Raw genomic sequence first — 19,604 nt, forward strand, 5'->3', positions numbered from 1 at the left:
CGGGGTGTTAAAGAACATAAAGTGGCGGAAACGACGGCCTCTCGCCTTCAATACTGGCGAGCCTCATAATCATCGGCGGTCTCCGGGTCCTGCTTGTATTCCCATTGGCCCAAATGGAAACGGCGCCAGATCTGGCCGGAAGGATTGAGGTTTGTCCCATCGGTGAGACGCACGGGCAGGATGGGATTGTATTTATGCCAAACGGTAACGTCTTTGGCGGCCGCCCGAGGGCCGAATAGCCCGAAGAAAGCCAGGTAGTCTTGCGTCATCAGCTTCCAGCCTCGAACGGATCAAAATCAATCCGCAACGTCGTGAAGGTGCAATAAAGAACCCCGCAAGACAAGGGCGTCACGAGGCCCTCACAGCAAATTGTCGGTGAAGCGTCTGTCACGCCCACGCCGCTGCGCCGCACATCTTTTCTCGGGCAGGTGGAACCAACAGGCTTCGGGATTGTTTATGGGGAAGCGGGACAGCCCCCTCACGTCCCGCGAATGATCGGCCGTCTCCCCCTCAACACGCGCCGATCGACATCAGGCCCGGTGCATCCCCCAAGGGATCGCCGGGCTTTTTCTCGAGTGCCCGCCGTGCCGACACATGCCGAAAGGGCGGCGCTGCCGCCGCCCCTTATATATCATTGGTCGCAGGAAAGATCGCCGGGGAGGCAATCGGGATCTCTGCGATCCGGCCTGCGATTTCCATCTCGCCAGCCGTCCTGCCCCTCCTGGTCGCCGGCTCGATTGCGCCAATCTCTGTCGCCGTCCCGGTTGCTGTCCCCGTCGCGCCAGTTCCGGTCGTCGGTCCGGTTGTCCCGATCCCGCCGGTCCCGATCCCGGTCCCGGTCTCGATTGTCGCGGTCGCGGTAGTAATAGTCCGGGCCGCGGCTCCAGCGGTCACGCTCGCGGTAGAAATCTCGGTTGCGGTAATAACGATCCCAATAATTGTCGACGCTGAAGCGGACGACCGGAATGCCGAGCGGACGGTAATATTGCGGACCGACATAGATGCGGCGCTGCTGATAGAGGGCCTGGACATATTGGCCGGAGACCCAGCCGCGGCCGCCGTAGAATTCCACGTCGCACCAGTTGACGTCGGAAAGGCAGCCGCGGATCTCGACGGGAGAGCCGGCGGGTATGACCGCGACGGCGGGATACCGGGTGCTCGGTCCCGCACGCATATTGACGTTCGCCGTCGAATAGCCCTCGGCAGCCTGCGCGATCACAGGCGCCAGCACGAACAGGCTGGCCACAGCGATTTTAGCAAACAGATTTTTCACGCTTCTCTTACTCCTCATAGGCGCATTTTGGGGCAGCGCCTGACTGTATTTGCCATCCGACCGAACGGTGAAACCTTCGCCCTCCACGCGAGAGAGCGTTATCATTCACCTTGTCTTTCAATGGCTTATATGACGGTCGCGATGAACGCAGCTTGAACGAGGAATGTTCCGCCGATGCCAGGAAGCCAGCCGGCGCTTCCCATAGCCGGGCAACCCCGCGCGCTTGAGGGGCGTTAACGATGCGTTAACCTTTCGAGGGCAGTCTCGCTGCAATACCCGCTTCTCCTTGACCACGGATGAACTGGCACTGAGCGAGCGGATGACGAAGGGCCGGTTTCAACCGGCCTTTTTGTTATCGTATCCGAAACGCCGCGTGGTCAGGCAGCGAGCGCCTGAAGGATCCGCACCCAGGAGCGGATGCCCTTGTGGTAGGAAACGAGTTCGTATTTTTCGTTCGGCGAATGGATGCGGTCATCGCTGAGGCCGAAGCCGACGAGCAGCGATTCCATGCCGAGCATCTTCTGGAAATCTCCGACGATCGGGATCGAGCCGCCCATGCCGATGACGATGGCGGGTTTCGGCCACTCGTCGGACAGCGCGCTCTTCGCCTTGGTCAGAACGGGCGAATCATAGGAGAGATGAATCGCCGGCGAGCCGCCGTGCGAATGGAATTCGACCGAGCAGTCGGCCGGGATCTTCGACCTGATATAGCTGCGGAAGGCCTCGCGGATGGCGGCCGGATCCTGCGTGCCGACGAGGCGGAACGACACCTTCGCCGAAGCCTTGGCGGCGATCACCGTCTTGAAGCCTTCGCCGGTATATCCGCCCCAGATGCCGTTGACCTCGGCAGTCGGCCGCGCCCAGGTGAGTTCCAGCACCGAGCGGCCTTTTTCGCCCGATGGAATGGAAAGGCCGACTTCGCCGAGGAAGCTTTCCGCCGTCTTGCCGAGCGTCTCCCAGGAAGCCTTGATGTTGTCGGGTGTCTCCTCGACGCCGTCGTAGAAGCCGTCGAGCGTGATGCGGCCCGTTTCGTCGTGCAGGCCGGCAAGGGCCTCGACGAGGATATGGATCGGATTTGCCGCAGCACCGCCGAAGAGGCCGGAGTGCAGATCGCGGTCGGCAGCCGTCACGACCACTTCCTCGCCGACGAGGCCGCGCAGCGCTGCGGCGATCGCCGGCGTATCGCGGTCCCACATGCCGGTATCGCAGACCAGCGCATAGTCGGCCTTGAGTTCGGCGGCATTGGCTTCCAGGAAGGGCTTCAGCGACGGCGAGCCGGATTCTTCTTCGCCCTCGAACAGGATGGTGATGCGGCAGGGAAGGGCGCCGTTGATCTCCTTATAGGCGCGGCAGGCCTCGACGAAGGTCATCAACTGGCCCTTGTCATCCGACGTGCCGCGGCCAGTCAGGATCTTGCGGCCTTCGCCGACATCCTTGATCGACGGCTCGAAGGGGTCGTTTTCCCAAAGTTCGATCGGATCGACCGGCTGAACGTCGTAGTGGCCGTAGAACAGAACGTGCGGCGCATCGGCGCCGGCGCCGGCATGGTGGGCGACCACCATCGGATGGCCGGGCGTGTCGCGCACCGACGCCTCGAAGCCCAGCCCCTGGAGATAGGCGACCAGCCATTCGGCGGCTTTGCGGCATTCTGCCTTGTAGGCGGGATCGGTGGAAATCGACTGGATGCGCAGAAGCTCGAACAGCTTTTCAAGGCTCGATGAAAGATTCTGGTCCGCGCGCGAAAGCACCGGTTGTATATCGGTCATTTTCGACTCCTTTTCGAAATTCGGCGGGACGATAGACCAAACCGGAAAGGCAGGCGAGGCGGAAAAAGCAAAATCGATAGGGCGCAAGCGCGCCGAAACGACTCGGATCGCTTGTCGGAAGCGCGTCATATCAAACTTGATTCATGCGACGCGCATTCGCTCTTTGTTTTGAGCATGTCGTTATCCCGGAACCGCTGCAGACGTCCTGAGGACATGCATTAGTAATAAAGAAGAAAGTTCTAATTCAATTTACAGTTATTTAGCACAAGCTAAATAGCATCGGCCGAAGCAAGCTGTTCGGGGGGAGCAGATGTTTTCGGTCATTGCATGTATTCGCGACTATCACGATTGGCGTCTGGTCTTGGTGGCGGCCGCTGTCTGCTTGGTTGGCGCCATGGCGGCGATGCTGCTGCTTTCCCGTGCGCAGGAGTGCGACGCCGGGCGGCGCAAGCTCTGGATCGGCGCATCCGGCTTTGCCTTCGGCACCGGCGTATGGGCAACGCATTTCATCGCAATGCTCGCTTATGACGGCGGCAGGCCGATCAGTTATGCGCTCGACCTGACCCTGCTTTCCTTTCTTCTGTCGGTCGCAAGCTCATGGCTGGCGATCCTTGCCGCGACGCAACGCGACGGACGATTTTCCCGCATTTGCGGCGGCGTCCTGATGGCGCTCGGCATTGCCGCCATGCACCTGACCGGCATGCAGGCGATCGAGATGCAGGCGGTGATCCTCTACGATCCCGTGATGACGCTGACAGCGGTTCTGGCCGGAATGCTTCTGGCGAGCGCCGCCTTCCATATCTTTTTCACTCTGAAGGGCATGCGGCGGCTGCTGACCTCGTCGCTGGTCTTCGTCCTTGCCATCTGCACGCTCCATTTCATCTCGATGGGCAGCATTACGCTCGTGCCGGACCCCGGCAAGGAGGTTCCCACCTTGGTGCTCGACACCAGGGTGCTCGCCGCCATCGTCGTGGTGGCGGCAACCGCTCTCATCCTGGTCGTCCTTGCCGTAGTCTTCGTCCAAAGCCATCTGACGGATCTGCGCGGACTTGCCAATGCCTCGCAGGAGGGGCTGCTGATCCTGCGCGAAGGCCGGATCATCGACGCCAACGAGCGGTTCCAGGCCTTGTCAGGCTGGACGCTCGCCGACCTCTTGGGCAAGGCGCCCTCGGATGTCCTGACGGTCGTTCAGGGAGCGCGGGAGAACAGGCCCGGCGAGACGCTGCTGAACACCCGCACCGGCAGGGAAATTGCCGTCGAGGCGACCGCCAGCAGGATCGTTTATCGTGGCCGCAATTGCGAAGTGCTGGCGGTGCGCGATCTTACCGAGCGCAAGCAGGCCGAGGAGATGATAGAGCACCTCGCCCATCACGACGTGCTGACCGATCTGCCGAACAGGTCGCTCTTCGACACCCGCATCCGGCAGGCGCTGCAGGTGGCCGAACGAAAGAACGCCGAGGTCGCGTTGTTCCTTCTCGACCTTGATCGGTTCAAGGCGGTCAACGATATCTTCGGCCATGCCGAAGGCGACCGCATTCTCTGCAAGGTGGCCTCGATCCTGCGCCGGGTGGCGGGTGAAAGCGATACGATCGCCCGCCTCGGCGGCGACGAATTCGCCATCATCCAGCCCGCCGCGCAGCAGCCGGCGTCGGCGCAAAGGCTTGCGGCTGCGATCATCGACGAATTTGCCGCCGAGATGGACACGGCCCGGGATCCGACTGCCGTCGGCGTCAGCCTCGGCATCGCGCTCTATCCCAGGGATGGGAGCACGGCCGAAGAACTCTACAACAATGCCGATACCGCGCTCTACCGTGTCAAGCACGACGGTCGCGGCCAGGCATGTTTCTTCGATGCGGAAATGGACGAAGCGGCGCGCAACCGCCGCCAGATCGAAAGCGACCTGCGCCACGCGATCATCCGCAACCAGCTTCATGTCAGCTATCAGCCCATCCTCAATGCGCAGAGTGGCGAGATCAGCGGCTACGAGGCCCTGATGCGCTGGCACCGGCCGGGCCACGGCATGACCGAGCCGGACGTTTTCATCCCGATCGCCGAGGAAAGCGGTTCGATCGTCCAGCTCGGCGAATGGATATTGCAGCAGGCCTGCATGGAGGCCATGCGCTGGCCGCAGCCGCTGAGGATTGCAGTCAATGTTTCGCCGGTGCAGTTCATGCTGCCCAATCTGTGCGAGCGGATCGGGGCGGTCCTCGCCGAGACGGGACTCGCGCCCGATCGGCTGGAACTCGAGATCACCGAGGCAGCTCTGATCCGCGATCGCGACCGGGTGATGGTGACGCTGCAGCGCCTGCGCAAATTGGGGGTGCACATCGTCATGGACGATTTCGGCACCGGCTACTCCTCGCTCTCCAACCTGCGCTCGTTCCCCTTTGACAAGATCAAGGTCGATCGCAGCTTCACCGGCGTTCTGGAGCATGATGCGACGGCACGATCGATCGTGCGCGCCATCATCGGTCTCGGTCACAGCCTCGGCATGCCCGTGGTCACCGAGGGCGTGGAAACCGAAGTGCAGCGCCGGATCGTCGTCGAGGAAGGCTGCGCGCAGGTGCAGGGCATATTGCTCGGCGAGCCGGATATCGAGCCGAGCGTAAAGCTTGCCGCTCATCAAGGCTTCATGCCCAGGCAGGGCGAAACCGGCACGCCGCCGCGATGGCGCACAAGCCTTGTCAGCGACTGATCTTACCGCGTGCCGCGCAAATGTGTGCGCGGTTTTGCGATAGTCAGAGCGCCTTGGCGTTTTCCAGGAGCCGGCGAATATATTCGAGCGTCAGTTCACGCTCGAAAGAGCGGAAACCTTTGAACAGCGCAAGGTCGGCCTCGCGCGCGGTCTCGATCGCCTCCGCCTCCATGGCGCGCGCCTTCGGCGTCAGGAAGATCAGTTGCGCCCGCTTGTCGGACGGATGCGGCTGGCGCTCGATCAAGCCGTCGCGCACCATGCGCGAAAGCGTATTGGCCATGGTCGCCTGCTCGATGTCGACCCGTTCGAGAAGCTGTTTCTGGGTCAGCCCGTCTTCGGCCCAAAGCTCCAGCAGGATGGGAAACTGGCCCGGAGAAAAACCAAGCCCGACCGCGCGCTGGTGCAGCGAGCGGGCAAAACCTTTCGCCAACTGGCTGGCAAGGTAAGCTCCCGAATCCATGCGGTTAAATCCCATGATTGCAAGTTGGCTCAAAAGCATGCCGGAGACAATGCAGCAAATCGCCCAGGATGATCCAAAACATATGAGCCGGGACCATAATTTCGAGTGGCTGCAAAAAACATAAAGCCGCCATGGCCTGGAGGTTGGCCATGGCGGCTTGATGGTGAGGACAAAGGCCCGGAGAGGGGGATAAGGCCTTTGTCCAAGCCTGACGCGGCGGGGGACAAGCCGGTGATCAGACCCGCGGCGCATCAAGCGCCGGTGACATGGATTTGTGATTACGAATGTGGTTTTTCAAGGGTAACGGTACGTTACAAATCGGTAACAGTTTGGTGAGCAGAAATCCCCTGCATTTCGAACGCCATAATCTCCAGACGTCCCGAACTTTATATGGACCTCGTCCCGTGCCCGCGCTATCCATGCACGCATGAAAAAAGGCGATCACCTCTTCCTAGTCGATGGTTCGGGATTCATTTTTCGGGCCTTTCACGCACTGCCGCCGCTGACGCGCAAAACCGACGGCCTGCCGGTCGGCGCCGTTTCCGGTTTTTGCAACATGCTGTGGAAGCTCTTGAGGGATGCGCGCAATACCGATGTCGGCGTCACGCCGACCCATCTTGCCGTCATCTTCGACTATTCCGCCAAGACGTTCCGCAAGGATCTCTACGACGCCTACAAGGCCAATCGCTCGGCGCCGCCGGAGGAACTCGTTCCGCAATTCGGCCTCATAAGAGAGGCGACGCGGGCCTTCAACCTGCCCTGCATCGAGACCGAAGGCTTCGAGGCCGACGACATCATCGCCACTTACGCCCGCCTGGCCGAGGCATCGGGCGCCGATGTCACCATCGTCTCGTCAGACAAGGACCTGATGCAGCTCGTCACACCGAATGTCCACATGTACGACAGCATGAAGGACAAGCAGATCGGCATCCCTGACGTCATCGAGAAATGGGGCGTGCCGCCGGAAAAGATGATCGATCTGCAGGCGATGACCGGCGATTCCGTCGACAACGTTCCCGGCATTCCGGGCATCGGCCCGAAGACTGCCGCCCAATTGCTCGAGGAATATGGCGATCTCGATACGCTGCTCGAACGCGCCACCGAGATCAAGCAGGTCAAGCGCCGGGAGACCATCCTCGCCAATATCGACATGGCAAAGCTTTCGCGCGAACTCGTGCGGCTGCGCATCGACGTGCCGCTCGATCTCGATCTCGATGCGCTGGTGCTGGAGCCGCAGGACGGACCGAAGCTGATCGGCTTCCTCAAGGCGATGGAATTCACCACGCTGACGCGCCGGGTCGCCGAAGTCTGCGATTGCGATGCGAGCGTCATCGAGCCGGCGGTCGTGCGCATCGAATGGGGTGATAAGGCCCACGGTCCCGATCTCAGCGTGGCAGAGCCGGAACCGGTCGCCGGCGGCATCCCCGATGTTGCCGGTGAAGCCGTGCCGGTGCCGCAGCGTGCGAAGGCGAAGGCCGCAGTCGAAGGCGCCTTTTCGCCGGCGGACCTTGCCAAGACGCGGGCCGAGGCCTTCGCGACGCTTCCCTTCGATCATTCCGCCTATGTGACGATCCGCGATCTCGCCACCCTCGACCGCTGGATCGCCGATGCGCGCGATACCGGCCTCGTCGCTTTCGATACCGAGACGACTTCGCTCGATGCGATGCAGGCCGAACTCGTCGGCTTCTCGCTGGCGATCGCCGACAATCTGGCCGATCCCACCGGCACGAAGATCCGCGCCGCCTATGTACCGCTCGCGCACAAGAACGGCGTCGGCGATCTGCTCGGCGGCGGCCTTGCCGAAAACCAGATCCCGATGCGCGATGCCCTGCCGCGGCTGAAGGCTTTGCTGGAGGACGAATCGGTTCTCAAGGTCGCCCAGAACCTGAAATACGATTACCTGCTTATGAAGCGCTACGGCGTCGAAACCAGAAGTTTCGACGACACGATGCTGATTTCATACGTGCTCGACGCCGGCACCGGCGCCCACGGCATGGACCCGCTTTCGGAAAAATTCCTTGGCCATACGCCCATCCCCTACAAGGATGTGGCAGGCAGCGGCAAGGCCAACGTCACCTTCGATCTGGTCGATATCGACCGCGCCACCCATTATGCCGCCGAAGATGCCGATGTGACGCTGCGCCTCTGGCTGGTGCTGAAGCCGCGGCTTGCGGGCGCGGGGCTGACCAGCGTCTACGAGCGGCTGGAACGGCCGCTGCTGCCGGTGCTGGCGCGCATGGAAGCGCGTGGCATCACCGTCGACCGGCAGATCCTGTCACGCCTCTCCGGCGAGCTCGCCCAGGGCGCCGCACGCCTGGAGGACGAGATCTACACGCTGGCCGGCGAGCGTTTCAATATCGGTTCGCCGAAGCAGCTGGGCGATATCCTGTTCGGCAAGATGGGCCTTGCCGGCGGCAGCAAGACGAAGACCGGGCAATGGTCGACCTCCGCTTCGGTGCTCGAGGATCTCGCCGCCGCCGGTTTCGAACTGCCGCGCAAGATCGTTGACTGGCGCCAGCTCACCAAGCTGAAATCCACCTATACCGACGCGCTGCCCGGCTATGTCCATCCCGAAACAAAGCGGGTCCACACCTCCTATTCGCTGGCATCGACGACGACGGGGCGCCTGTCCTCTTCCGAGCCGAACCTGCAGAACATTCCCGTGCGCACCGCCGAAGGCCGCAAGATCCGTACCGCCTTCATCTCGACGCCGGGCCACAAGCTGATCTCGGCCGACTACAGCCAGATCGAACTGCGCGTGCTCGCCCATGTCGCCGATATCCCGCAACTGACCAGGGCCTTCGAGGAGGGCGTCGACATCCATGCCATGACGGCGTCGGAAATGTTCGGCGTGCCCGTCGAAGGCATGCCGAGTGAGGTCCGCCGCCGCGCCAAGGCGATCAATTTCGGCATCATCTACGGCATCTCGGCCTTCGGACTTGCCAACCAGCTTTCGATCGAGCGGTCGGAAGCCGGCGATTACATCAAGAAGTATTTCGAGCGCTTCCCCGGCATCCGCGACTATATGGACAGCCGCAAGGCGATGGCGCGCGACAAGGGCTATGTCGAGACGATCTTCGGCCGGCGAATCAACTATCCTGAGATTCGGTCTTCCAATCCATCCGTGCGCGCCTTCAACGAGCGCGCGGCGATCAACGCCCCGATCCAGGGCTCGGCCGCCGACGTCATCCGCCGGGCGATGATCAAGATGGAGCCGGCGCTTGTTGAAGCCGGCCTTGCCGAGCGCGTTCGCATGCTGCTGCAGGTGCATGACGAACTCATCTTCGAAGTCGAGGAGGAGGATGTCGAAAAGGCGATGCCCATCATCGTCTCGGTCATGGAAAACGCCACCATGCCGGCGCTCGAAATGCGCGTGCCGCTGAAGGTGGATGCGCGCGCCGCCACCAATTGGGACGAGGCCCACTAGCTCCTCCCTTAAAAAAGCGAAGATTTTTCCGATTTACGCAATTCATTGAAATCGCAGCGATTTACGCCCAGAAGCCGTATCGGAACGATACGGCAGGAAGGAACTTATTAACCTTCCTTTTCTATCCCGGTAGGGTCGTAATTTGCCAAGCGTGAGTGAGTAGCGGACGCATGCGTTTTCCCAGAACCAATTTGACGGATGCCGCAGATTTTTCCAGCGGGCTTGAAACGGAGCTTCGAGAGGAAGATGCCGGCGAAAGGCCGCCGGCGCCGATTTGGCAGAGCAATTTTTCACTGGCGCCGAACGTTCGTTTCACCCGAACGCCGGAAACGCTGATCAGCCGGCGCCGCGCGCCGAACGAGCCTGTTCGCGACGATTCGCAGATTGCACAGCAGGCGATCCGAATCGAGCCGGTCGCCGTCGACGTGCCCTTCGACATTTACCTGCCGGAGCCGGAAGAGCTTGCCCCGGCGCCTGCTCCCCTGATCGAGCCGCAACAGCCGGCGCTCCTCGTCGCAGCTGAAGCGCCGGGCCTGCGTGCGGCGTCCGAGCTATCTTCGATTTCGGATTTCGCCTTCTGGGAAGTCATGGCCTTCGAGGAGGCCGAGCCGGTCCGTGCACCGGCGATCATTCTGCCGAAGATCGAGACCGCGCCCGAATCGATCACCTCTTTGTTCCGCGTCATGGAATGGCGCCCGGGCGCCCCGAAAATCGCGCCCGCCGCATCCCGCCCGGTCCAGCCGCCTGCCGCGGCACCGGTACGGGCCGCCGTGCGCCCGCCCGCGGCGATATCGCGGGAAAGACCCGCGCCAGCTCCGGAGGCGCCCGTCGCACCGGTGCTTCAGGTCGCCCAGGCACCTCAGGCAGCACCCGTTCCTCAAGCTGCCCCTGTGGCCCAGGCTGCACCGACCCCCCGGCAGACGCCGCCCGTCGCCGCGGTCCTGCCGTCGCCGCGTCTTGCGGCAAGGCCGGAAAAGGTCGATCCGTCAGGCTACGAGTTCCCGCCGCGGGCTCTTTTGCAGGAGCCGCCGGAACGCCTTGGCGAGATCATGTCGCAGGAGACGCTGGAGCAGAATGCTGGTCTTCTCGAAAGCGTACTGGAGGACTTCGGCGTCAAGGGCGAGATCATCCATGTCCGCCCCGGTCCCGTCGTCACCCTCTATGAATTCGAGCCGGCGCCGGGCGTGAAGTCGTCGCGCGTCATCGGCCTTGCCGACGATATCGCCCGCTCGATGTCGGCGCTTTCGGCCCGTGTCGCCGTCGTCCCCGGCCGCAATGTCATCGGCATCGAACTGCCGAATGTCACCCGCGAAACAGTCTATTTCCGCGAGATGATCGAAAGCCAGGATTTCGAAAAGAGCGGCTACAAGCTGGCGCTCGGCCTCGGCAAGACCATCGGCGGCGAGCCCGTCATTGCCGAACTGGCCAAGATGCCGCATTTGCTCGTCGCCGGCACCACCGGCTCGGGCAAATCGGTCGCCATCAACACGATGATCCTGTCGCTGCTCTACCGGATGACGCCGGAGCAGTGCCGGCTGATCATGGTCGATCCGAAGATGCTCGAACTCTCCGTCTATGACGGCATCCCGCATCTGCTGACGCCTGTCGTTACCGATCCGAAGAAGGCGGTCATGGCGCTGAAATGGGCCGTGCGTGAAATGGAGGAGCGTTATCGCAAGATGTCGCGCCTCGGCGTGCGCAACATCGACGGTTATAACGACCGTGTGTCGCAGGCGCGCGAAAAGGACGAAACCATCCATATCATGGTCCAGGTCGGCTTCGACCGGCAGACCGGCGCGCCGATCGAGGAGCAGCAGGAGCTGGATCTTGCACCGATGCCCTATATCGTCGTCATCGTCGACGAGATGGCCGACCTGATGATGGTCGCCGGCAAGGAGATCGAAGGCGCGATCCAGCGCCTTGCCCAGATGGCGCGTGCCGCCGGCATCCATCTGATCATGGCGACGCAGCGTCCGTCGGTCGATGTCATCACCGGCACGATCAAGGCGAACTGCCCGACCCGCATCTCCTTCCAGGTGACTTCGAAGATCGACAGCCGCACCATTCGCGGCGAACAGGGCGCCGAACAGCTTCTCGGCCAGGGCGACATGTTGCATATGCAGGGCGGCGGGCGCATCGCCCGCGTTCACGGTCCCTTCGTCTCGGATGCCGAGGTCGAAAAGGTCGTTGCCCATCTGAAGACGCAGGGACGCCCCGAATATCTCGACACCGTCACCGCCGATGAGGAGGAAGAGACGGAAGAGGAAGAGGGCGGCGCGGTGTTCGACAAGAGCGCCATGGGCGCCGAGGACGGCGACGAGCTTTACCAGCAGGCGGTCAAGGTCGTCATGCGCGACAAGAAATGCTCCACCTCCTACATCCAGCGCCGCCTCGGCATCGGCTATAACCGTGCGGCCTCGCTGGTGGAGCGCATGGAAAAGGAGGGTCTCGTCGGACCGGCCAACCATGTCGGCAAGCGCGAGATCGTCTCGGGACGGGGCGAGGGCGACTGATTGATGGCGGGACGGAGTGCGGGCGCATTCCGTCTCACGGCCTCAGCGCCGCCAATCGCACCGTCTCGCTGACGAATTCGGTCTTTCCGCCGGTATAGACGTCCCAGTCACCGCCTGCCTCCACAGCCAGCCGCCGTTTCAGTTCGGCATAGGCCGTCGCTCTCTCGGGATGGTCTCTGAGATAGTCGCGAAACAGGATGCGTTGCCGATGCGCGCGATTATCCGGTCCGCAAAGATAGAGCTTGAACCCGTACCCTTCACAGTCCCGGGTGAAGACCCATCGGCCTTCTCCATGAAGGTCGCCGTGAAAGGTGAAATCCGCCGCGCGCAACAGTTCGATCGCCGTCTGTAGTGCTTCGTCGGAAGTCGTCACGGCATCGACGTCGATCTTCGGCTTGGCCGCCAGGCCGGGCACGGAGGTGCTACCGATATGATCGATGGAAAGTACGAGGCCTGGGAGTAGGGCGGAGACCTCGGCGCTGATGTCGTCAAAAAGCAGCGGCCAGGAAGGGTCGTAATCGACAACTTTGATGGCGCGCATGTCGGCTTCTCGCTTGCGGTCACTGCACCTCGGCCAGGAGCCCGTCCAGAATCTCGATCATCTTCTGCTCGGCCTCTTCCAGCGAGCCGCTATTGTCGAGATCCGTCACGTCGTATTCGCCACGCACCGTCAGCGGTCCGCGGGCGAGCCGCGCCATGATATCCTCATGCGTCTCGCGTCCGCGCGCCTCCAGCCGGCCGGCGAGCACATCGGGGCGGGCGGTGACGTTGATCACCTTCAGCCGCGGGAAGGCGGCCTGGAAACGGTGAAGCGCCGAGCGCGAACCGTTGGCGACGACGATATGGCCCTTCGACAGCGCCACCGAGACCTCGGCGGGAATGCCGTATTTCAGGCCGTGCGCCTCCCACCAGACGGCGAAGGAGCCCGACTGTTCCATGGCCGCAAAGCCTTGGAGGGAGACGGAAAGATGATCCTCGCCGCCGGCGTCGCGGTGGCGGGTGATGACGCGGCGGGTGAAATGAACCTCGGCGCGGCCGGTGAAATGCCGGGCGGCAAGCTTCATCAGCGTGTCCTTGCCGGCGCCGCTCGGCCCGACGACGACGACCATGATGCCGTGCTCGGCTCCGGCTCCGGGATGGGGTTCGTGCGGCATCATGCGACACGGCGTCCCTGGCGCCAGACGGAGCGTGTCACCGGCACGCCGTGCGAACGGTGAACGCGGACGAGATCGGCCCGTAGCCCGGTTGCGATCCGGCCGCGATCGTCGAGGCTGACGGTGCGGGCGGGCGTTGACGTCACCATGGCGATCGCCTTCGGCAGCGTGATGCTCTCCACCTCGTCGGCGAGGATGAAAGGCGCGTGCAGCAGGCTGAGCGGCACGTAATCGGAGGAAAGCACGTCGAGCACGCCCATTTCGGCGAGATCGCGGGCGGCGATATTGCCCGAGTGGGATTTGCCGCGCACGATGTTCGGCGCGCCCATCAGCACGCTCATGCCGTGCTCGTGCGAGGCGCGGGCGGCATCGAAGCTGGTCGGGAATTCGGCAAGGCGCACGCCGTTGTCGATCGCCTCGTCGACATGCGACAGCGTCGCATCGTCATGGCTTGCGACGGTGATGCCGCGTTCGGCGCAGACCTTGGCGATGGCGTTGCGGTGCGGCGTCGAATTGCGCGCCGATTCCGCCTGGCGCTTGGCGACGAAACGGGCGAAGGCCTCGTCGCTGAGGCCGCGCTTCTTCTGGTAGTAGAAGATGTACTGATCCATGGTCTGGAACTGCCGCTGGCCGGGTGCATGATCCATCAGCGAGACGAGCCGTACATGCGGGTCCTTTTCGAAATCGGCGAAATGTTCGAGCACATTGTCGGCCGAGACCTCGCAGCGAAGGTGGAGCAGGTGCTCGGCGCGCAGCCGCCCTTCCTTCTCCGCCGACTGGATGGCATCGGCCATCTCGCGCATCTCCCCATGCTCGAAACCGCCGTCCTCGTCCGCCCCCATGCGCAGGCAGTCGAAGACGGTGGTGATGCCTGACGTGACGATCTGGGCGTCATGCGCCTGGACCGCCGCCGTCTTGTTCCAGCGGATGCCGGGACGCGGCTGGTAATGGCCTTCGAGATGGTCGGTGTGCAGTTCCACGAGGCCAGGGATGATGTAATCGCCATCGAAATCTTCGCCGGCTACCGATTTGCCTTCGGAGATATCGGCAATCTTGCCGTCGCGAATGAGCATCGAGCCTGTGAGGATGTCGTCCTCGAGAACGATGCGGGCATTGGAAAACACGGTCTCTTTGCTCATGGGCGTCTGATCTTTCAGCGTTTGGCGCCGGCAAGCGGCAGCCAGGAATGAACTTTGAACGGGGCGCCGCGCGTCTCCTCGGTGAAGACGGCAAGGCCGGAAATCAAAAGCGGCCGGCCGGTGAAACCGGCAAAACGTTCGGCCAGGATCGCCTTCATCACTGCGGCACGTGTCTCCGGCACCTGGCCGCTCAGTGTCATGTGAAAGCCGAAATCCTCCATGACGTAAGGATAACCCCAGCGCTGCAGATTGGCGCGCTGGCTGTCGCTGAGCTTCTCCGGATTGCGCCTGATGATATCGGCTTCGGAGAGTGCTGCGCGAAACGGCTCGAAGGATTTTACCACCTTCGCGGCGAAATCCTGAAGAGGTTGATGAAGAGAACCGGGAACAAGGGCAAAAAAACGGCCGAGCTGGCCAAGCACGAGCTCGGGGATCTCGAAAGCCGGCGTGCGCGTGGCAAATTCCTCGACAACCGCCATGAGATCCTTCTCGGTGACGGAGGCGGCAAGCGAAAACGGCGCCTTGATCGTGGCGTGAAAGCCATAGCGCCGCGGGTCGGCGGTCAGCTCGAACTGCTCGGTGGCACTCAGCGTCTCGTGCTCCGGCGCAGGATAGGTCTCGCCGGTGAAGGCGTCGCGGCCGAGCCAGAGCGAGGCCGCGCCGGTCAGGGGATCATCCTTCGGCGGCGAGAAATAGAGAGCGTAGCGCAAGGCTTTTATCCTGGGGATCGTCGAGACGGGGGAGCGCAATGTGCAGTGATTTGGCGGCGAACCGCAAGCAGGCTCCCGGCTAAAAGATTTCCGTGACAGAATGATGATGGCGGCAGCGCCGCCACCGCCTTTGAATTGGTGGGTCAGTGCGCTTTCGTGCCCATCAGCCGGTGGCGCAGCGCGTTCGAAGCCGCATCGAAGAGGAAGACGACGATCAGGATCAGAATGACCATGTAGGCGACGTTTTCCCAATTGGCGTTGGTGCGCATGGCCTCCCAGAGTTTCAGCCCGATGCCGCCCGCGCCGACGGCGCCGATGATGGTCGCGCCGCGCACGTTCGATTCCCACTGATAGAGCGTCTGGCTGACGATGACGGGGACGATCTGCGGCATAATGCCGTAACGGTGGACGAGCACGGCCTCGGCGCCGGTCGATTTGACGCCCTCCCGCGGCTTGTTGTCGATATTCTCCAGCCCTTCGGAATAGAGCTTCCCGAGCGTGCCTGTCTCGGTGAGGAAGATCGCGCCGGAACCGGCAAGCGGGCCGGGCCCGAAGGCGCGGGTCAGGAACAGCGCCCAGATCAGCATGTCGACCGAGCGCAGGAAATCGAAGAAGCGCTTGAGGATCTGGTTCAAGAGGCGGTTCGGCGTGATGTTGCGCGCCGCCAGGAAGGCGAGCGGGAAGGCGGCGAGCGAGCCGAGCAGCGTTCCGAGAAATGCCATGACGATTGTCTGGAAGAGCTTGGTCCAGACGTCGCCATGCTGCCATTCGCTGTTGTTCCAGATATCGTCGAAGGCAAGCGACAGGTTGGACTGGTCGGGCTTGAGGCGCGGGCCGGAGACGATGAGGCTGATAACCTCGCCGGCCGGCTTGTCGAAGAAGGACGATTGCGGATCGAACAGAAAATTCGCCCAGCCGATGAAACGTTTGCGGATCTTCACGCGGTCGACGGAAATGCTGACGTCGCCGGCAAAGCCGAGATTTGCGAGCACGTTGTCGTCATAAACGGTCATCCAGCTCGGCACCCGTCCGACGACCTTGGGCGCGCCGCTCGAAACGTCGACGGGAACGCTGATCCCGTGGGCTGTCACGATCGTCTGGCTTTTCGAAACGGTGATGCTCCGGCTCGTGCCGCTGACGGAAACGGTGATGCTGCCGTCCGGGTTGTTGACCAGCCAATCGGGATGCGGATTGTCGCCGAGCGGCGAGAAACGGGGATAACGCACCTCGATCGAGCCGTCGTCCTGAATACGAAATTCCGGCTGGACGTCGTAGCTTATCCATTGGCTGAGATAGATGCCGACGCGCTCCCAATGGGCTTCGGCGAAGAGCTTCGGCAGGTCGAAGAACCAGACGGCGTAGAGGCCGTAGAGCAGCGTCGCGATCGCGATCATCAGCCCGCCGAAACGCTGGCGGAACGATCGGTGGAAATATTCCGGATAGCGCGCTTCTATCTCGTTCATGCGGTTTGCGTCGATCACCGTCATGGCGGCCTCAATGTTGCAGGAGGAAAGCGTGCTCGCCGACGAGACGGCGGCGCAGCCATGCGGAGAACTGGTCGACGGCGACGATCGTCACGAACAGCAGGAGCACGAGCGCCATCGTCTTGGCGCCGAAGCCGCGCGAGATCGAAAGCTTCAGCTCCTCGCCGATGCCGCCGCCGCCGACGGCGCCGATGATGGTCGAGGCGCGCACGTTGATTTCGAGACGGAGCAGCGCATAGGAGGTGAAATTCGGCATCACTTGCGGCAGTGCGGCGAAGCGCGCACGCTCCCACCAGTTGGCGCCGACGGCCTTCATGCCCTCATGCGGCTTCATGTCGATGTTCTCGGCCACCTCGTAGAAGAGTTTGCCGAGGGCGCCGATCGTGTGCAGGGTAATGGCGATGATGGCCGCGACCGGCCCGATCGACAGGATCGCGGAAAACAGGCCGGCGATGACGATTTCGGGGAAGGCGCGCAGGAATTCCATCAGCCGCTTGGAAAAGACGCGCAGCGGCCATGAACGTGTCAGGTTGCGCGCGGCAAAGAAGCTCAGGGGAACGGCAAAGATGAAGGCGACGATCGTCGAGATCAGCGCCACGTTGATCGTGACGATCATCAGCTCGAAATATTCAGGAATGTAGAAGTCGCCTGAGATATAGACGCGGCCCTTGTCGAAATTGAATTCCTCGCCGCCCTTGTCGTTGACGCTTGCTATGTCGAACAGCGCGCGCCAGACGTCGTTCCAATCCTTCGGGATGAGCCAGCTCAGGAAGTCGAAGAGATGCGGCAGCCGGTCGAAGAAATGACCGGCATTGCTCTCGTCGGCGAAGCGGACGGAGCTCACGAAAGCCGCAATGAGGATGACCAGGCCGAGCACGGTGTAGAAGCGGCGCCTGGCGACCATCCGCTCCCAGGCGGTGCCGATCTCCTCGGTGCTCTGCATATGCGGCTGTGTATCGGCAATAGTCATGGACGCCTCGCACGATCATAAGACAAAGGGCGGCCGTTTCCGGCCGCCCCTTTTCGAAAGACAATCAGCCGCCGATGGCAGCCTTGCGAACGTCGACGACGGCATTGTAGAAGTCGTGCTTGACCGGGGCGTAGCCCTGGTAGTCGCCGCCTTCGACGGCGGTGAAGCACTTGTGATCCTTTGCCGGCAGAGCCGTGAAGAAGGCGGCAAGCTTCGTCTGCCACTCCTCACCGAGGGCGTTGCGGACGACGAGCGGGCCGTTCGGGATCAGCGGCGAGCGCCAGACTTCAACGAGCTTGTTCGGATCGACGGCGCCCTTGTCGACTTCCTTGCGGAAAGTGCCGGAGGTGTAGCCGTCCTTGAAATCGCCGATGCCCGAGGAGTCGTCGACGGCGATGTCGACCTTGCCGTCATAGGCGGCCAGCAGGTTGTTCTCATGGCCGCCGTTGAACTGCGTCGAGGCGAAGAACTTGTCGTTCGGCATGCCCGTGTCCTTCGGGATCTGCGTCAGCGGAACGAGATAGCCGGAGGTGGAATCCGGATCGGCATAACCGAGCTTCTTGCCCTTGGCGTCCTTGATGGTCTTGATGCCGGAGGATTTCAGCGCCAGGCCGATCGAGTAGTAACCCGTCGAGCCGTCCTTCTGCTGCGTCGTCAGGATCGGCGTGACAGCCTTCGGATCCTTGAGGTAGACGGCTGCGTAGCCGGAGGCGCCGAGTTCGGCGAAGTCGAGCGTGCCGCCGAGCAGACCCTGGATGACGCCGTCATAATCGGCGGCCGGGAACAGCGACACCTTCTCGAAGCCGAATTCCTGCTTCAGGTGGTCGGCGAGGCAGGAATAGTTGCGCAGGCGGTCGGTTTCGTTTTCGCCGCCGAGGATGCCGATGCGGAATTCCTTGAGGTCCGCGGCATTGGCGGCGCCGGCGAGCGCGAACAGCGCCGTTGCCGCAAAGAGTGCTTTCTTCAACATGCGTTCTCTCCTATCGGCCGGTATCCCCGGCCTTCCCGTTACGAAGATAGTGTGCCCTTGACGCGGGCCTGCGATCGCGGCCCGCCCGCTCAGAGGCCGGCCAGCGCCAGCGGCTGGACGCCGGCGGATTGATTGTCCGCCCGCTCGGGCGCGATAGTGATCGATGTCGAGGTCATCGTTTCGTCGATGCCGGCCCCGTCCCTGTCCGTCCCGTAGATCGCCTTCACCGCTTCGGCCGTCAGCTCCGAGGGCTTGCCGTCGAAGACGACGCGGCCGCCGGCCATGCCGACGATCCGCTCACAATAGTTGCGGGCGGTATCGAGCGTGTGCAGGTTGGTGATGACGGTGATGCCCTCGCGCTCGTTGATATCGCGCAGCGCGTCCATGACGATCTTGGCGTTCAGCGGATCGAGCGAGGCGATCGGCTCGTCGGCGAGCACCATCTTCGGGTTCTGCATCAGCGCGCGGGCGATCGCCACACGCTGCTGCTGGCCGCCGGAAAGCGTGCCGGCCGGCTGCAGCGCCGTCTGCTCGATGCCGAGGCGTTCGAGCGCCGCGATCGCATGCACGCGCTCCTCGCGGGTGAAGATGTTGAGCAGGCTGAGAAACGTCGAGCGGTGATTGAGGCGGCCGAGCATGACATTGGTGAGAACGTCGAGGCGCGGCACCAGATTGAACTGCTGGAAGATCATCGCGCAGTCGCGCTGCCAGTTGCGCAGCGCCCGGCCACGAAGCCCGGAGACCTCGACGCCGGCGAAGTGAATGGAGCCGGAGCTCGGCTCCTGCAGCCGGTTGATCATGCGCAGCAGCGTCGACTTGCCGGCGCCGGAGCGGCCGATGATGCCGACCATCTGGCCCTGGGGAATGCTGAGCGTCACGGCATCGACGGCGAGCTTGTTTCCGAAACGGCGCGTCACATTCTTCAGCTCGAACATCATGCTCTTCCCTTGTGGTCCAGGCCCTGATGAGCACCGCATTAGTCCCGCTTCGTGAACCTCGCGTGTCATATTTGTGTAAGTGGTGTCACAAATCGTCCCCGGCTG

General features: G+C 62.6%; 15 protein-coding genes. 3 read left to right on the forward strand and 12 right to left on the reverse strand.

All coding sequences use genetic code 11. The features are described 5' to 3' along the window. Window positions 1–47 precede the first annotated feature (47 nt). The 3 genes from CO670_RS09450 to CO670_RS09460 all read right to left on the reverse strand — a co-directional run bounded on the left by CO670_RS09450 (window position 48) and on the right by CO670_RS09460 (window position 3,039). Entirely contained in the window at window positions 48–269 is a 222-nt protein-coding gene (locus CO670_RS09450; RefSeq protein ID WP_097590000.1) for a hypothetical protein, read from the reverse strand. A gap of 362 nt (window positions 270–631) precedes the next feature. Further along, window positions 632–1,273, reverse strand: a complete 642-nt coding sequence (locus CO670_RS09455; RefSeq protein ID WP_097590001.1) for an SH3 domain-containing protein — start codon at window positions 1,271–1,273, stop codon at window positions 632–634. Window positions 1,274–1,650: 377 nt separating this feature from the next. Further along, window positions 1,651–3,039 (reverse strand): dipeptidase, encoded by a 1,389-nt coding sequence (locus tag CO670_RS09460; RefSeq protein WP_097590151.1) that lies wholly within the window; start codon window positions 3,037–3,039, stop codon window positions 1,651–1,653. 310 nt (window positions 3,040–3,349) lie between these two features. Here CO670_RS09460 and CO670_RS09465 point away from each other — a divergent pair, with 310 nt between their 5' ends. Continuing rightward, window positions 3,350–5,734 carry an EAL domain-containing protein gene (locus CO670_RS09465; RefSeq protein ID WP_097590002.1) on the forward strand — a complete coding sequence of 795 codons (2,385 nt, stop codon included), beginning with the start codon at window positions 3,350–3,352 and terminating at the stop codon, window positions 5,732–5,734. 43 nt (window positions 5,735–5,777) lie between these two features. On the opposite strand, the gene CO670_RS09470 is transcribed toward CO670_RS09465, so the two are convergent. Beyond that, window positions 5,778–6,194: a MarR family transcriptional regulator gene (locus CO670_RS09470; RefSeq protein WP_088676433.1), complete on the reverse strand. Its 417-nt coding sequence runs from the start codon at window positions 6,192–6,194 to the stop codon at window positions 5,778–5,780. A gap of 427 nt (window positions 6,195–6,621) precedes the next feature. Between CO670_RS09470 and polA the strand changes: the two genes are divergently transcribed. Beyond that, on the forward strand, window positions 6,622–9,621 hold the full coding sequence (gene polA / locus CO670_RS09475; protein WP_097590003.1) for a DNA polymerase I: 3,000 nt from the start codon (window positions 6,622–6,624) through the stop codon (window positions 9,619–9,621). A 170-nt stretch (window positions 9,622–9,791) separates the two neighbouring features. After that, window positions 9,792–12,134, forward strand: a complete 2,343-nt coding sequence (locus tag CO670_RS09480; RefSeq protein WP_097590004.1) for a DNA translocase FtsK — start codon at window positions 9,792–9,794, stop codon at window positions 12,132–12,134. 34 nt (window positions 12,135–12,168) lie between these two features. Here the strand turns inward: CO670_RS09480 and CO670_RS09485 are convergent, their stop codons facing one another. The 8 genes from CO670_RS09485 to phnC form a co-directional block, all read right to left on the reverse strand. Next, window positions 12,169–12,675, reverse strand: coding sequence for a GrpB family protein (locus CO670_RS09485; protein WP_097590005.1), 507 nt, complete (start codon window positions 12,673–12,675; stop codon window positions 12,169–12,171). A gap of 19 nt (window positions 12,676–12,694) precedes the next feature. After that, complete coding sequence (gene phnN, locus CO670_RS09490) at window positions 12,695–13,288, reverse strand: phosphonate metabolism protein/1,5-bisphosphokinase (PRPP-forming) PhnN (protein ID WP_176538909.1); 594 nt, start codon at window positions 13,286–13,288, stop codon at window positions 12,695–12,697. Next, the gene (locus CO670_RS09495; RefSeq protein WP_097590007.1) at window positions 13,288–14,427 is read right to left on the reverse strand and encodes an alpha-D-ribose 1-methylphosphonate 5-triphosphate diphosphatase; all 1,140 of its coding nucleotides are present in this window, start codon (window positions 14,425–14,427) and stop codon (window positions 13,288–13,290) included. Before CO670_RS09495 ends, phnN begins: the two co-directional genes overlap by 1 nt. A 14-nt stretch (window positions 14,428–14,441) precedes the next feature. Further along, entirely contained in the window at window positions 14,442–15,137 is a 696-nt protein-coding gene (locus tag CO670_RS09500; protein ID WP_097590008.1) for a DUF1045 domain-containing protein, read from the reverse strand. 143 nt (window positions 15,138–15,280) lie between these two features. Beyond that, window positions 15,281–16,624: a phosphonate ABC transporter, permease protein PhnE gene (phnE, locus tag CO670_RS09505; protein WP_097590009.1), complete on the reverse strand. Its 1,344-nt coding sequence runs from the start codon at window positions 16,622–16,624 to the stop codon at window positions 15,281–15,283. Window positions 16,625–16,631: 7 nt separating this feature from the next. Continuing rightward, a complete protein-coding gene (gene phnE, locus CO670_RS09510; protein WP_097590010.1) occupies window positions 16,632–17,591 on the reverse strand; it encodes a phosphonate ABC transporter, permease protein PhnE in 960 nt (319 codons plus the stop codon). Window positions 17,592–17,655: 64 nt separating this feature from the next. After that, complete coding sequence (gene phnD / locus CO670_RS09515) at window positions 17,656–18,561, reverse strand: phosphonate ABC transporter substrate-binding protein (protein WP_097590011.1); 906 nt, start codon at window positions 18,559–18,561, stop codon at window positions 17,656–17,658. Window positions 18,562–18,650: 89 nt separating this feature from the next. Then, window positions 18,651–19,496, reverse strand: coding sequence for a phosphonate ABC transporter ATP-binding protein (phnC, locus tag CO670_RS09520; RefSeq protein WP_176538910.1), 846 nt, complete (start codon window positions 19,494–19,496; stop codon window positions 18,651–18,653). Window positions 19,497–19,604: the final 108 nt, after the last annotated feature.

It is taken from the genome of Rhizobium sp. J15, from assembly GCF_002531825.1.
Taxonomy (GTDB): domain Bacteria; phylum Pseudomonadota; class Alphaproteobacteria; order Rhizobiales; family Rhizobiaceae; genus Rhizobium.